We start from the raw sequence: 12,227 nt of genomic DNA, 5'->3' as shown, positions 1-12,227 counted from the left end.
CGGCCCGCGCTGGCTGACCGCCCCGCCACGCGCCGACTCAGACCCACCTCCCGACTTCCGGACTCATCGCATGACCTTTTCCCGTCCCAGCGGCCGCACGGCCGACCAGCTGCGCCCGGTGCGCATCGAACGCGCCTTCACCCGTCACGCCGAAGGCTCGGTGCTGGTCAGCTTCGGCGACACCCGCGTGCTGTGCACCGCCAGCGTGGAAAACCGCGTGCCGGGGTTCCTGCGCGGCAAGGGCGAAGGCTGGGTGACCGCCGAATACGGCATGCTGCCGCGCTCCACCCACACCCGTTCCGATCGCGAAGCCGCGCGTGGCAAGCAAGGCGGGCGCACGCTGGAAATCCAGCGCCTGATCGGCCGCGCACTGCGCGCCTGTGTGGATCGCAATGCCCTGGGCGAGCGCACCATCACCCTGGACTGCGACGTGCTGCAGGCCGATGGCGGCACCCGCACCGCCGCGATCACCGGTGCCTACGTGGCGCTGGCCGATGCAGTGAACCTGCTGCTCAAGCGCGGCGACATCAAGAAGCACCCGCTGATCGGCGCCGTGGCCGCGGTGTCGGTGGGCATCTATCGCGGCGAGCCGGTGCTGGATCTGGACTACCCCGAAGACAGCGACTGCGACACCGACATGAATGTGGTGATGAATGATGGCGGTGGCTTCATCGAACTGCAGGGCACCGCCGAAGGCCACGCCTTCCGTCGCGACGAACTCAACGCGCTGCTCGCACTTGCCGAACAAGGCATGAGCGAATTGTTCGCCCTGCAACGCGCTGCGCTGGCCGGATGAGCCGGCGCATCGCACTGACCACCCTGCTGGTCGCCGATTACGACGCGGCAGTCGCCTGGTATACCGGCGCGCTGGGTTTCCAGGTGCTGGAGGATCGCGCACTTGGCGACGGCAAGCGTTGGGTCGTGATCGGCCCAGGCGGCGCGCAGGAGGCCGCCTTGCTGCTCGCGCAGCCGGCCGACGACGCCCAGCGCGCGCGCATCGGCGACCAGACCGGTGGGCGGGTGGATCATTTTCTCTACACCGACGACTTCTGGCGCGACCATGCGGCGATGCAGGCGTTCGGCGTGGAATTTCTGGAAACCCCGCGCGAGGAGCCGTACGGCACGGTCGTGGTGTTCCGCGATCTGTACGGCACCAAGTGGGACCTGCTGGAGCCCAAGCAATGAAACAACTGGTCCTGGCCAGCGGCAACGCCGGCAAGCTGGAAGAACTGCGCGCCATGCTCGCCGGCCTGCCGCTGCGCATCGTGGCGCAAGGCGAGCTCGGCGTGGACGATGTGCCGGAAACCGGCCTGACCTTCGTCGAGAACGCCTTGATCAAGGCGCGCCATGCCAGCGCGGTCACCGGCCTGCCGGCACTGGCCGACGACTCCGGCCTGATCGTCGATGCCCTCGGCGGCGCACCTGGCCTGTACAGCGCCCGCTACGCCGGCAGCCCAACCGATGCGAACGCCAACAACGCCAAACTGCTCGATGCCATGCGCGCCGTGCCGGCCGAGCGCCGAAGCGCGCGGTTCTACGCGGTGATCGTGCTGCTGCGTCACCCGGAAGATCCGCAGCCGCTGATCGCCGAAGGCAGCTGGGAAGGGGTGATCACCACCGAACCGCGTGGCGATGGCGGCTTCGGCTACAACCCGGTGTTTCTGGACCCGGTGCATGGCCTGACCGCTGCGCAGATGGATAGCGCGCTGAAGAACCGGCTGAGTCACCGTGCGGTGGCGCTGGCCACGCTGCAGCACAAGCTGCACGCCCTGTCGCTGTGAACCATGGCCTGACGCAGTGCCCGACCTGATTCCACCGCCGCTGTCGCTTTACGTGCACCTGCCCTGGTGCGTGCGCAAATGCCCGTACTGCGATTTCAACTCGCATGCGGCCAAGGGCGTGCTGCCGTTCGAGGACTACGTGGATGCGTTGATCCGCGACCTAGATGCGGACCTGCCGCTGGTGTGGGGACGCGTGGTGCATTCGGTGTTCTTCGGCGGCGGCACGCCGAGCCTGTTTCCGCCACAGGCGATCGACCGGTTTCTGCAGGCGGCGGCCGCCCGGCTGCGCTTTGCACCGAATCTGGAGATCACCCTGGAAACCAATCCAGGCACCGCCGAGCATGGCCGCTTCGACGGCTATCGCGCCGCCGGCGTGAACCGGCTGAGCTTCGGTGTGCAGACCTTCGACGATGTGGCGCTGCAGCGGCTGGGTCGCATCCACGACAGTGCCGAGGCCGAGCGTGCGATCAAGCTGGCGCAGGATGCCGGCTACGACAATTTCAACATCGACCTGATGTACGCGCTGCCCGAGCAGACCCTGGCGCAGGCCGAGCGCGATCTCGAACGCGCCTTTGCGTTGCAGCCCACCCACCTGTCGCATTACCAGCTCACGCTGGAGCCAAACACGGTGTTCTTCGCGCGGCCGCCCAAGGGCATTCCCGACGACGATGCGGCCTGGGACATGCAGGAACATTGCCAGCGTATGCTGGCCGAGGCCGGCTACGCGCAGTACGAAGTGAGCGCCTACGCCAGGCCCGGGCGGCAATGCGCGCACAACCTCAATTACTGGCGCTTCGGCGATTACCTCGGCATTGGCGCCGGGGCGCACGGCAAGATCAGTTCCGGCGCCGAACAGCATGTGCTGCGACGCTGGAAGCACAAGCACCCGCAGAGTTACCTGGCCAGCGCCGGTAGCGCGGCGTCGATCGGCGGCGACGAGATCGTGCCGCGTGAGCGGCTGCCGTTCGAATACATGCTCAACCTGCTGCGCCTGCACGAGGGCTTCGCCCTGCGCGATTTCGAAGTCTCCACCGGCCTGGCCGCCTCGGTCATCGAGTTGCCTGTGGCCCGTGCGATTGCGCAAGGCTGGATGACCGCGCAGCACGGACGCGTGGTGCCGACCGAGCTGGGCCGCCGCTTCACCAATGACGTGGTCGAGCTGTTTCTTGCCTGACCGCGGCGATTGCGTGGCGGCACTACACAGCCATCACACCGCACCGTGGTCGGTAGCGCACGCGACGGCACCGGCGCACAGATCCACCGACTTCGCGCCACGTGCGCCTTCCGCACCAGGGCGGCGACCGTATCTGGCAGGGCGCGTCGTGCGCCCTCGCGGTCGCTGACCAATGGAAAAACATGCTACATAGCTCACGCCTCGCACCAAGCCCGCCTCCCCGGATGTCCACTCCCGCCTCTTCCCTGCAGCACCCGATCAGCGGCCCGATCGCCGATGCGCCGGTTTCCGTGCGCGGGCGGCGCCTGCTCGCCGCGCTGCACGCGCACTGCGTGCAGGCGCTCGACGGGCCGCTGCGGCTGACCATCGTCGAACTGGAACGCGAGCTGCTGCATCAGGCCGAGCATGCACGCAACAGCCAGATCCAGGCCGAAACCTACGCACAGATGCGCGGCCTGCGCGATCATATCGATCGGTTTCCGCAGGCATTTCTGCAGCAGCTGGCGCAGGACCTGGCCACGCTGCGCGATCGCCCGTCGCTGATGCCAGCAGCCGATGCTTCAGCGCATCCGCAGATGCTCACCCTGGTGGAAGACACCGATATCGATCGCGATATCGTGCTCAGCGAGATTGCGCGTCGCGAGACTTCCCGCAGGGCCGCTGCGCTGCAATTGCTGGCGCAGCGAGTGGCGGTGATCGGCGCGGTGGCCGAATTCGAACTGGAAGCATTGCCGCTGGGGCCTTACGCCCTGTGCCGCGTGCTGCGCCAGTGCGGCCAGACGCTGGGACTGAGCCTGGATGGGCAGCTGACGCTCTACCGCGTGTTCGAGCGTCAGGTGATCGAGCGTTTGAACGATCTGTACGAGCGCGCCAACGGCACGCTCGCGCAGGAAGGCATCCTGCCGGGGCTGATCTATCACCCGTACCTGGTCAAACCCACACAGGAGCAGACGCGACGCGCACCGTCTGCACCAGCCACCGCACCGAAGGATGCTGCGGCCGGCCGCGCGCGCGCGCTGCCGCCGCGCAACGGGCGACCTGCAACCGGCTGGAGCGGGCAATCGGCGCCGACACCATGGCAGAGCGCCCTGCTGGATCCGCCCGCTATGCCGATGACACTGGCAGGGGCGACATACGGTGAGCAGGCAGCACCTGCCCTGAGCGATGCAGTGCAGGCGCTCGGCGGCCTGATGTCGTCGGCGCGTCAGTCGCAGGCGGCCGGCGAGGGAAGCACAGCTGCGCATCACCGTTCTGCAAATCACGGCGCAGCGCCTGCGACAGGCGCGCAGGCAACACCTGAAAGATCACCTCCCCAGCTTGCCTCCACGGCCGTGCCCAAAGCCGCGCTCAGCGACGCGCTGGCCAGCCTGCAGGGCACGCTGGCGGAACAGGTAGCGGCGGCGCGGCCCACCGGCATCGATGCGGTGCAGCGCCAGGTACTGGCGTTGCTGCGGACGCAACACGGCTCCGACGCCACGCTGTCGCCGCAGGACACCGACACCTTCGATCTGCTCGGCCTGCTCTACGCGCAGATGCAGCGCGAAGTGCGCGAGCAGACCCCGGCGCAGGCCCTGCTCGCCAAATTGCAGGTCCCGGTGGTGCGGGCGGCCTTGGCCGATACGCATTTCTTCGTGCGCGACCAGCACCCGGTGCGCGAATTGCTCAACACCGTGGCCGAGTCCGGCGCGGTATGGCTGGGCGACGACGACGTCGACCCGCAGCTGCTGCACAAGCTGGGAAGCGCAGTCGACAGGATCCTCAACGACTACCAGGGCGACGAGGCCGTGTTCGCCGCGGCCAACGACGATATCCAGGCGCATCTGCGCGCATTGGCGCGCAAGGCCGACCTCGCCGAGCGGCGCCATGTGGATGCGGCGCGTGGCAAGGAGCGGCTGGAGTCGGCCAAGCAGCAGTCCGAGGCGCGCATCGAGCAGCTGTGCGAGCAGAGCGCCCCGCCGCGTTTCGTGCAGTCGCTGCTGCGTCAGGCGTGGTCGGACGTACTGACGCTGACGCTGCTGCGCCAGGGCGAGCAATCGCCCGAATGGGACGAGCGCCAGGCACTGACCGCGCGCATCGCCGAAGTCACCTGCCGCAGCAAGGAGCAACCTACCGACATCGCGCTCGGCGCCGATATCGAAACCGCGCTGCTGCAGGTCGGCTATCACCAGGATGAAGCCGCAGCGATCGCGCGGCGCCTGTCCACGCCGGGCGGCGAGGACGAGACGACCTCGCGCACCGAGCTCACCGCCAGGCTCAGGGCGCGCACACGGCTGGGAGACCAGGGCGACAGCGCATCGCACCAAGAAACAAACACCCCGCGTTCGCCGGCCGAAGAGGCGTGGTACACGCAGCTGCGCAGCCTGCCGTTCGGCAGCTGGTTCGAGTTCGTGATCAACCAACAGGGCGACCTGCGTCGGCAACGGCTGTCCTGGTACAGCCCGATGACCGGCAACGCGCTGTTCGTCAATCAGCGTGGGCAAAAGGTTGCCGAGCACTCGCTGGATGGACTGTCGCGGCTGATGGCCGGCGGCCAGGCGCGCCTGCTGGTCGAAGAGAAATCGCGCCTGATCGACCGTGCCTGGCATGCCACCGTGCGCACGCTGCGCAGCCTGGCCGGCCAGGCGCCCGCTGCAGAGGTCAACCCATGATCCAGGACACCCGCCGCGCACCGCGCCGCCAGCCTTCGGACCTGGTGCCGGTCACCGACATGCTCAGCGAGGCGCAGATCGGCCGGGTCGGCAACATCTCGGAAACCGGCATGCTGCTGCTGGCCTCGGTTCCGCTGCATGAGGATGCCTTGTATCAATTGCGCTTCAACCTGCCCGAGCGCAGCGGCCGTGCCACCGAGATCGATGTCGGCGTGCATCTGTTGTGGACCGAAGCCGCGCACGCACCCGGGCAGGCCTGGGCCGGCTTCCGCTTCCTGACCATGTCCGGGCCGCATCGCCAGCGCCTGCGCGCCTGGATTGCCGAAGAACACATGCTGGGCTGAAGGACAGCATCACCACGATTGCGGCAAAATCACGTCCTGCCTTTAGCATTGCCGATCGAGCCCCCGCATGCCCCAGCCGTCCTTGAGCCCTTTGTATTCCGATCACCTGCGCACGCTGATCGCGCGCGCAGACGAGGCGCTGCAGCGCGGCGGCTTCGACCACCTGGTGGTGCCAAGCGGCAGCTTGCATTACCAGGTATTCGACGACCGCGACTATCCCTATGCGGTCAATCCGCACTTCAAGGCCTGGGTGCCACTGACGCGGGTGCCCAACAGCTGGCTGGTCTACACCCCCGGCAAGCGCCCGACGGTGATCTTCTGCCAGCCGTTCGACTATTGGCATGTCGTGCCCGACGCACCGAGCGGCTGGTGGGTGGAGCACTGCGACATCCACATCATCCGCACCCCGGACCAGGCCTTGGCGTTGCTGCCCAGGCAGATCGACCGTTGCGCCATCCTGGGCGAGGCGCAGAGCGCGCTCGGTGCGTATGTGCCCAACAATCCGCAGCCGGTGCTCGATTACCTGGACTACCAGCGCGCCTTCAAGACGCCATACGAACTGGCATTGCTGCGCATCGCCCAGCAGTTGGCAGTGCGCGGCCATCGCGCCGCCGAAGCGGCCTTTCGCGCCGGCCAGAGCGAGTTCGGCATCCATATGGCCTATTGCGCCGCTGTCGGTCAGGACGCCAACGAACTGCCCTACGGCAACATCATCGCGCTCAACGAGCACGGCGCGGTGCTGCACTACACCGAACTCGGCCAGCGGCCGCCACAACCGCTGCGCAGCTTCCTGATCGATGCCGGCGCTTCGGCCTACGGCTATGCCAGCGACATAACCCGCACCTACGCCGCCGACCCAGGCAGCGAATTCCAGGCCCTGATCGATGCGGTGGATGCCGCACAGATCCGCATGGGCCAGGGCGTGCGCAGCGGTGTGGATTACAAGCAGTTGCACGTGGATGCGCATCTGGCCTTGATGGGCATCCTCAAGGACTTCGGCATCCTCACCGTATCGCCGGAAGCTGCGCTCGCCACCGGCGTCAGCGCCGCATTCTTCCCGCACGGGCTGGGCCATCTGATCGGCCTGCAGGTACACGACGTGGCGGGCTTTGCGGCCAGCGACCGCGGCGGCCGCATCGAACGCCCCGCCGGCCACCCGTATCTGCGCCTGACCCGCGTGCTGGAAGCGGGCATGGTTGTCACCATCGAACCGGGGGTGTACTTCATCGACATGTTGCTGGACGACGTGAAGAAGAACGGCTACGCCGCCAGCGTCGACTGGGCGCGCGTTGCGCAGTTCAAACCTTACGGCGGCATCCGCATCGAAGACGAGGTGGTGTGCACCGATGGCGCCCCCGAAAACCTGACCCGCCCGGTGTTTGCCGCCCCTTGAATCATTCCGCACAGCACGGAGCACTGCCATGAACGATCCACGCCAGTCCTCGCACCCCGACCATCCGATGTACCAACAGATCCAGCGCGGCGTGCATGCAATCGATGCGGCACATGGACGCACACCCGACCAGACCAGCGACCGGCTCAGCGCGGCCCTGTTGCCGCTGGCCAAGGAAGGCGGCCTGTCGCGCGTAGATCATGTGCTGATGAGCGAGGCTAATAATCGCGGCGTGCACGGCGGCGAACACGTGTTCGTGGTGCAGGGCGACCCGGCCAATCCGGCGCATCTGCGCGCGCACATGAAGACCGAACAGGCATTGAGCACGCCGGAAGCGCAATCGTTCGCGCGTGCGCAGCAACTGGCTGCGCCAGGCGAACAGATCCAGCAGCCCGAGCGCACCCAGGCGCCACAACTCGGTCAGTAGAACGGCTCGCAGCAAAAACGGCCGGGCGCCTCTTGCCCGCGAGGCGCCCAGCAGAGCGCAGCCCGAACGATGCCACCGGCCTCAGCCAGATGCGCCGGGCATCCGGAACCACACCCGCAGCGCGCGGGTTGCTTGCAGGGCAGTGCTCCGACCTACCTCACGACCGCTCACAACGGCATTACCGCGTTATGTGTGCACTGCGTCGCGGTTGGCCATCTCCGCTTCGATCTCGTCGGCGCTGCGCGCCAAGGCATCGGTCAGCACCCGATGGCCTTCGGCAGTGATCAGCACATTGTCTTCGGTGCGGATGCCGATGCCGCGCCATCTGGCCTCCACCGTGGTGTCGTCGGCGGAGATGTAGAGCCCCGGCTCGATGGTGAACACCATGCCGGGCTCGAGCAGACGCGAGTCGCCCGCCAATCGATAGTCGCCCACATCGTGCACATCCAGCCCCAGCCAATGGCCGGTCTTGTGCCGGTAGAAGCGCTTGTAATGGCCGTCGGCGATATTGCGCTCCAGCTTGCCCTTGAGCAGACCCAGCTGCAGCAGCCCTTCGGTCAGGGTCTGCACCGCGGCCAGATGGCCGGCTTCGTAGGCCGCGCCGGGGCGCGCCTGCGCCAGCGCGGCGGCCTGCGCAGCGCCGACCAGATCGTGCAGCGCGCGCTGCGCCTGGGTGAAACGGCCGTTGACCGGAAAGGTGCGGGTGATATCGGCCGCATACCCGCGGTACTCGGCGCCGGCATCGATCAGCACCAGCTCGCCATCGCGGCTGCGCGCGTTGTTGGCGCGGTAGTGCAGCACGCAGGCATTGCTGCCGGTGCCGACGATGCTGCCGTACGCCGGCCACGCATCGGCGGCGCGGAACGCGCACTCCACCTCAGCCTGCAGTTCGTACTCGTGCACCCCCGGCCGCGCCAGCCGCATGGCGGCGCGATGCGCGCGGACGCTGATGTCGGCGGCGTGCTGCATCAACGCGACCTCGTCGCGCGACTTGAACAGCCGCTGCTCGTGCAGCAGATGCCCGAGCTCGAGGAATTCGTGCGGCGGCTGCGCGCCGTGGCGCACCTGCTCGCGCACGCGCTTGAGCCAGCCGATCAGCTTGAGGTCGAAGTCGACATCGCGCCCGAAGTGGTAATAGACGCGGCTGCGCCCTTCCAGCAGGCCCGGCAGGATCTCGTCGACATCGTCGATGGGATACGCATCGTCCATGCCGTAGCGCTCCACCGCGCCATCCTGGCCCTCGCGCGGGCCATCCCAGGCTTCGCGCTCGGCGTCGCGTTCGCGGCAGAACAGGATCGCCTCGCCATGCTTGCGTCCGGGTACCAGCACCAGCACCGCTTCCGGCTCGGGGAAGCCGCTCAGATACCAGACATCCGAATCCTGCCGGTACGGGTAGTGGGTGTCGTGGCTGCGCACCCGCTCGGGCGCGGCCGGCAGGATCAGGATGGCCTGATCGCCGGCCATCTGCATCAGCTGCCTGCGCCGCCGCGCGTACTCGGCCGCGCCGATCCCGGTGAGCTTTTTCATGGCGGTCGTGCGGTCAGTTCAGACGTTGGCGGAAGCGCGGCCCCATCACGCAGTCGCCATGCAGCAACAGCACCGCCACGCGCACGAACTCCTCGATCTCCGCCAGGGCGGTGTCGTCTTCGTCGGCCGCATCGAAATCGTCGCTGGACGCCTGCGCCAGCCGCGCCAGGTCCTGCAGCGCCTCTTCGCCTTCTTCGGTCAGCGCCGGGCGCTGCTGCGCCGCCAGGCCGAAGCCGCCCAGAAAGGCGCGACACCAGTCGAACAAGGCATCGGTACGCGCCGCCAGCGGTGCGCCGTCGTCGATCAGCAGCAGTTCGAAGGCGAAATCGCGGTCTTCCAGTTGCGCCACCGTGGCCTGACGCATCCGGTCCAGCGCCCCGCCCTGCCTGGGTGCCACCTGCGCGGTGTCGGCCAGAATGCGCGCCAGCCAGTCGCCGCTGTCGGCACCCCCACCGGAGAGCCACCCGCACAGGCCGCCGTGCAACTCCGCTGCGGAGGAAGCCAACTCCAGCTGGCGACTTTCGTTTTGCACAGCGGTTACATCGGGCAGGTCCATCGGGTCTTCCAGGCTGGGAACAGGAGATGCCGGCGCATGGGCCGGCGATTCGACTTCCCAGTGTATCAAGGCACCCGGCGTCGGCCGCTAGCGGCGCGTTCCATGCAGCGTTCCACGCGCATGACGCCTGCGGGATAAGGCATCGCGCAAGGCCTTGTCGGAATTGGCCCGACGGCGGGTACGCAGGCTGCGTTGGGGCGCTTGACCGCCGCGCGCACGCGCCCCTATCGTGGGGGGATGGACAATGCTGCTGCCCTCGCCCAGATCCGCGCACTTGCCGCCCGTGTGGAGGCCCTGGTCGAACGCAGCCAGCGGCTGACCGACGAGAACCGCAGCCTGCGTCACCAGCAGGAGCAGTTGATCGGCGAGCGCGCGCAACTGTTGACCAAGAACGAACAGGCGCGCTCGCGCGTGGAGGCGATGATCGTGCGGTTGAAATCCCTGGAGCAGCACACGTGAGCAACAACGAGCCGGTCAGCGTGCGTATTCTGGATCGTGAATATACGGTTGGCGTCACCGCCGACGAACGCGAGAGCCTCACCGCTGCGGCGCGCCTGCTGGACCTGCGCATGCGCGAGATCCGCGGCAGCAATCGCATGGCAGCGGTGGATCGCGTCGCGGTGCTGGCCGCACTCAATCTGGCGCACGAATTGCAGCAGTTGCGCGATCAGCAAGCGCTGTACGACCGTGAATTGGCCAACACGCTGGATAGCTTGAATCGTCGCCTGGACAGCGTGTCCGACACACCGCGTTGAGGTGCAGTTCGCACTGTCGTCGCAAATATGAACTTTCAATTGCGCCGGCCGACGAATGGGCTAGCCATCGCGCAGCAGAGGTCTATACTTCACCTGCGTTCTCTGCTGTAAACGACAGCGTGCAAAACATTCGCCTTGTCCCTTAATTACGACCACGGGGGCGCGACGAAGCCGGGAGTGCAAGTCCGCCTTGTAGCGGGAAGCCCGATGGCCTCACAACGTCCCCACTTGAACCCCGGGTTCAAGGTCGTTTCGCCCGCATCGTTCACGGCGGAGAATGCAAATCTGAAACGGCGCCTTCGGGCGCCGTTTCTTTTTGTGTGTCTGCAGCGCACGGCACGCGCACGCACAGCCCGGTCGCGCCATTGCTGCAACGACTGCGCCAACAAGACCTCATGCATGCGTGCGCAAAGCACAGCGTCGCCAGCGCTGCATGCGCATGCGCTCAGCGACCGGCGGGAGATTTGCCGGAGCGGGCGATCCGTCGGCACACGCGCCGCTAGGCAGGGGCGTCCACGCCATCGACAATATCCCTCTGCCTATCGCTGCGAGACACCATGACCGACGACAGAGACGCCTTGCGCCAGCAGTTGCGCGCACTGCGCCGTAGCCTGCCGGCAGCGCAGCGACTGGCCGCCGCCGATGCGCTGGCCGAGCGCCTGCTGGCGCTGCCGTTCGCGCCGCAGACCGGTGCGGTGGCCGGGTACTGGGCGATGGATGGCGAAATCGCGCTGCACCGTTGGCAACTGAGCCTGCCGGCCGGCGTACGGTATTGCCTGCCGGTGCTGGACGGGCGCGTCTTGCGCTTTGCGCCGTGGCGGCCGGGCCAGGGGCTGGTCAGCAACCGCTACGGCATCCCCGAGCCGGACGTGGCACGCACCGAGCTGCTCGCACCAGAGGAGATGGCGCTGGTGGTGACGCCGTTGACCGGCTTCGACGCGCAGTGCCGGCGGCTGGGCATGGGGGGCGGCTGGTATGATCGCAGCTTCGCGTTCCGGCACCGCCACACGCCGCCGCCCTGGCTGGTCGGCGTCGGCTTTGCCGCGCAGCAACTGCCCGCCTTGCCCGCCAAGTCGTGGGACGTGGCAGTGGATGCGATCTGCACCGAACACGCCACCTTCCTGAAAGACGACGCCGTTCCCGTATGACTGCCCGCAAGCGCTACTGGTTGATGAAGTCCGAGCCGGACACGTTTTCCATCGATGATCTGGAGCGCGTCGGCACCGAGCCGTGGAACGGCGTGCGCAACTACCAGGCGCGCAACTTCATGCGCGACGGCATGCATGTCGGCGACGGGGTGTTGTTCTACCACTCCAACTGCAAGGTGCCGGGCATTGTCGGCATCGCCAAGGTCGCCAGCGCAGCGTACCCGGACGACACCCAGTTCGATCCCAGATCCGACTACCACGACCCCAAGGCCACCCGCGAAGATCCGCGCTGGATACTGGTGGACGTGGCCTTCGAGCGCAAACTCAAGCGCACGATCGCACTGGACGAAATCAAGCAGCAGGCCGACGCACTGGGCGAAGGCTTCTCGCTGATCGCCCGCGGCAACCGCCTGTCGATCCTGCCGGTCACCGCCGCGCAATGGAAACTGTTGCTGGCGATGGAGTAGCCGGGAG

14 protein-coding genes and 1 other RNA gene are annotated in these 12,227 nt (G+C 67.3%); 13 read left to right on the top strand and 2 right to left on the bottom strand.

The features are described from left to right. The first annotated feature begins 70 nt into the window (after positions 1-70). The 8 genes from rph to FHT09_RS02370 all read left to right on the top strand — a co-directional run bounded on the left by rph (position 71) and on the right by FHT09_RS02370 (position 7,767). A complete protein-coding gene (rph, locus tag FHT09_RS02405) occupies positions 71-796 on the top strand; it encodes a ribonuclease PH (RefSeq protein ID WP_024938119.1) in 726 nt (241 codons plus the stop codon). Further along, a complete protein-coding gene (locus tag FHT09_RS02400; protein ID WP_104536197.1) occupies positions 793-1,185 on the top strand; it encodes a VOC family protein in 393 nt (130 codons plus the stop codon). The genes rph and FHT09_RS02400 overlap by 4 nt, the downstream gene beginning before the upstream one ends. After that, positions 1,182-1,781, top strand: coding sequence for an RdgB/HAM1 family non-canonical purine NTP pyrophosphatase (gene rdgB, locus FHT09_RS02395; protein WP_181141235.1), 600 nt, complete (start codon positions 1,182-1,184; stop codon positions 1,779-1,781). Before FHT09_RS02400 ends, rdgB begins: the two co-directional genes overlap by 4 nt. 16 nt (positions 1,782-1,797) lie before the next feature. Then, complete coding sequence (gene hemW / locus FHT09_RS02390; protein WP_104605035.1) at positions 1,798-2,955, top strand: radical SAM family heme chaperone HemW; 1,158 nt, start codon at positions 1,798-1,800, stop codon at positions 2,953-2,955. A 224-nt stretch (positions 2,956-3,179) separates the two neighbouring features. After that, positions 3,180-5,603: a DUF1631 domain-containing protein gene (locus FHT09_RS02385; protein WP_104605037.1), complete on the top strand. Its 2,424-nt coding sequence runs from the start codon at positions 3,180-3,182 to the stop codon at positions 5,601-5,603. Next, positions 5,600-5,947, top strand: coding sequence for a PilZ domain-containing protein (locus FHT09_RS02380; RefSeq protein WP_104536201.1), 348 nt, complete (start codon positions 5,600-5,602; stop codon positions 5,945-5,947). The genes FHT09_RS02385 and FHT09_RS02380 overlap by 4 nt, the downstream gene beginning before the upstream one ends. A gap of 67 nt (positions 5,948-6,014) precedes the next feature. Beyond that, a complete protein-coding gene (pepQ, locus tag FHT09_RS02375) occupies positions 6,015-7,340 on the top strand; it encodes a Xaa-Pro dipeptidase (RefSeq protein ID WP_104605039.1) in 1,326 nt (441 codons plus the stop codon). 28 nt (positions 7,341-7,368) lie between these two features. Next, on the top strand, positions 7,369-7,767 hold the full coding sequence (locus tag FHT09_RS02370) for an XVIPCD domain-containing protein (RefSeq protein ID WP_104605041.1): 399 nt from the start codon (positions 7,369-7,371) through the stop codon (positions 7,765-7,767). A 186-nt stretch (positions 7,768-7,953) separates the two neighbouring features. Here FHT09_RS02370 and FHT09_RS02365 read toward each other — a convergent pair whose 3' ends face one another. Both FHT09_RS02365 and FHT09_RS02360 read right to left on the bottom strand, forming a co-directional pair. Beyond that, positions 7,954-9,294 (bottom strand): aminopeptidase P N-terminal domain-containing protein, encoded by a 1,341-nt coding sequence (locus tag FHT09_RS02365; RefSeq protein ID WP_104605043.1) that lies wholly within the window; start codon positions 9,292-9,294, stop codon positions 7,954-7,956. A gap of 13 nt (positions 9,295-9,307) precedes the next feature. Further along, positions 9,308-9,850 (bottom strand): YecA family protein, encoded by a 543-nt coding sequence (locus tag FHT09_RS02360; protein ID WP_104605045.1) that lies wholly within the window; start codon positions 9,848-9,850, stop codon positions 9,308-9,310. A gap of 237 nt (positions 9,851-10,087) precedes the next feature. Between FHT09_RS02360 and FHT09_RS02355 the strand changes: the two genes are divergently transcribed. The 5 genes from FHT09_RS02355 (at position 10,088) to FHT09_RS02335 (ending at position 12,220) form a co-directional block, all read left to right on the top strand. Then, positions 10,088-10,309 (top strand): TIGR02449 family protein, encoded by a 222-nt coding sequence (locus FHT09_RS02355; protein WP_024938110.1) that lies wholly within the window; start codon positions 10,088-10,090, stop codon positions 10,307-10,309. Then, the gene (locus tag FHT09_RS02350) at positions 10,306-10,605 is read left to right on the top strand and encodes a cell division protein ZapA (protein WP_016903560.1); all 300 of its coding nucleotides are present in this window, start codon (positions 10,306-10,308) and stop codon (positions 10,603-10,605) included. Before FHT09_RS02355 ends, FHT09_RS02350 begins: the two co-directional genes overlap by 4 nt. A gap of 96 nt (positions 10,606-10,701) precedes the next feature. Then, positions 10,702-10,886: non-coding RNA, 6S RNA (gene ssrS, locus FHT09_RS02345), on the top strand. Positions 10,887-11,162: 276 nt separating this feature from the next. Next, positions 11,163-11,753 carry a 5-formyltetrahydrofolate cyclo-ligase gene (locus FHT09_RS02340; RefSeq protein WP_104605047.1) on the top strand — a complete coding sequence of 197 codons (591 nt, stop codon included), beginning with the start codon at positions 11,163-11,165 and terminating at the stop codon, positions 11,751-11,753. Then, positions 11,750-12,220, top strand: coding sequence for an EVE domain-containing protein (locus FHT09_RS02335; RefSeq protein WP_104605049.1), 471 nt, complete (start codon positions 11,750-11,752; stop codon positions 12,218-12,220). The genes FHT09_RS02340 and FHT09_RS02335 overlap by 4 nt, the downstream gene beginning before the upstream one ends. Positions 12,221-12,227 lie beyond the last annotated feature (7 nt).

The organism is Xanthomonas sp. CFBP 8152, assembly GCF_014199025.1.
GTDB classification, from domain to species: domain Bacteria; phylum Pseudomonadota; class Gammaproteobacteria; order Xanthomonadales; family Xanthomonadaceae; genus Xanthomonas; species Xanthomonas arboricola_B.
Note: the sequence above shows the minus strand (reverse complement) of the source record. Positions and strands in the feature narration are given on the sequence as shown.

Coding starts and splice junctions, on each gene's coding strand:
- FHT09_RS02385 (WP_104605037.1), top strand. CDS start 3,180: ATGTCCACTCCCGCCTCTTCCCTGCAGCACCCGATCAGCGGCCCGATC.
- FHT09_RS02340 (WP_104605047.1), top strand. CDS start 11,163: ATGACCGACGACAGAGACGCCTTGCGCCAGCAGTTGCGCGCACTGCGC.
- FHT09_RS02335 (WP_104605049.1), top strand. CDS start 11,750: ATGACTGCCCGCAAGCGCTACTGGTTGATGAAGTCCGAGCCGGACACG.
- FHT09_RS02360 (WP_104605045.1), bottom strand. CDS start 9,850: ATGGACCTGCCCGATGTAACCGCTGTGCAAAACGAAAGTCGCCAGCTG.
- FHT09_RS02400 (WP_104536197.1), top strand. CDS start 793: ATGAGCCGGCGCATCGCACTGACCACCCTGCTGGTCGCCGATTACGAC.
- rdgB (WP_181141235.1), top strand. CDS start 1,182: ATGAAACAACTGGTCCTGGCCAGCGGCAACGCCGGCAAGCTGGAAGAA.
- FHT09_RS02370 (WP_104605041.1), top strand. CDS start 7,369: ATGAACGATCCACGCCAGTCCTCGCACCCCGACCATCCGATGTACCAA.
- rph (WP_024938119.1), top strand. CDS start 71: ATGACCTTTTCCCGTCCCAGCGGCCGCACGGCCGACCAGCTGCGCCCG.
- pepQ (WP_104605039.1), top strand. CDS start 6,015: ATGCCCCAGCCGTCCTTGAGCCCTTTGTATTCCGATCACCTGCGCACG.
- FHT09_RS02380 (WP_104536201.1), top strand. CDS start 5,600: ATGATCCAGGACACCCGCCGCGCACCGCGCCGCCAGCCTTCGGACCTG.
- FHT09_RS02365 (WP_104605043.1), bottom strand. CDS start 9,294: ATGAAAAAGCTCACCGGGATCGGCGCGGCCGAGTACGCGCGGCGGCGC.
- FHT09_RS02355 (WP_024938110.1), top strand. CDS start 10,088: ATGGACAATGCTGCTGCCCTCGCCCAGATCCGCGCACTTGCCGCCCGT.